Annotated in this window: 1 protein-coding gene; it reads right to left on the minus strand. The window is 52.8% G+C overall.

Annotation, left to right across the window (positions count from 1 at the left end):
* Positions 1 to 443, minus strand: a 443-nt coding sequence (locus tag CWB99_RS23840) for a pseudouridine synthase (RefSeq protein WP_138686260.1), incomplete at both ends; no start/stop codon positions are given.

Here is a 443-nt window from a genome sequence, read left to right on the forward strand (position 1 = left end):
TCCTCCCAGCCACCTTGTGGTAAGCGCTTATTGAGCTCCAGCTCGCCATAACGTACGCGGATCAGGCGCGATACTTCCACCCCTTGAGATTGCCACATACGACGCACCTCACGGCTACGCCCCTCGCTCAATGTAACGTTAAACCATTTATTGATGCCCTCACCGCCCATAGGCTTAACACTATGAAAACGTGCCGGCCCATCATCGAGCTCCACGCCTTTGGTGAGGTTGCGAACTGCTTCTTTGGTTACATCACCAAATACGCGCACCGAGTATTCACGCTCAATTTCGTAGCTCGGGTGCATCACCCTGTTGGCGAGCTCTCCATCGTTGGTAAATAACAGCAACCCTGAGGTGTTAATATCTAAACGACCAATGGCAATCCAGCGGTCGCCTTCAATTCGCGGTAGTCTGTCAAATACCGTACGACGCCCTTCAGGGTC

It is taken from the genome of Pseudoalteromonas rubra (assembly GCF_005887095.1).
GTDB lineage: Bacteria > Pseudomonadota > Gammaproteobacteria > Enterobacterales > Alteromonadaceae > Pseudoalteromonas > Pseudoalteromonas rubra_E.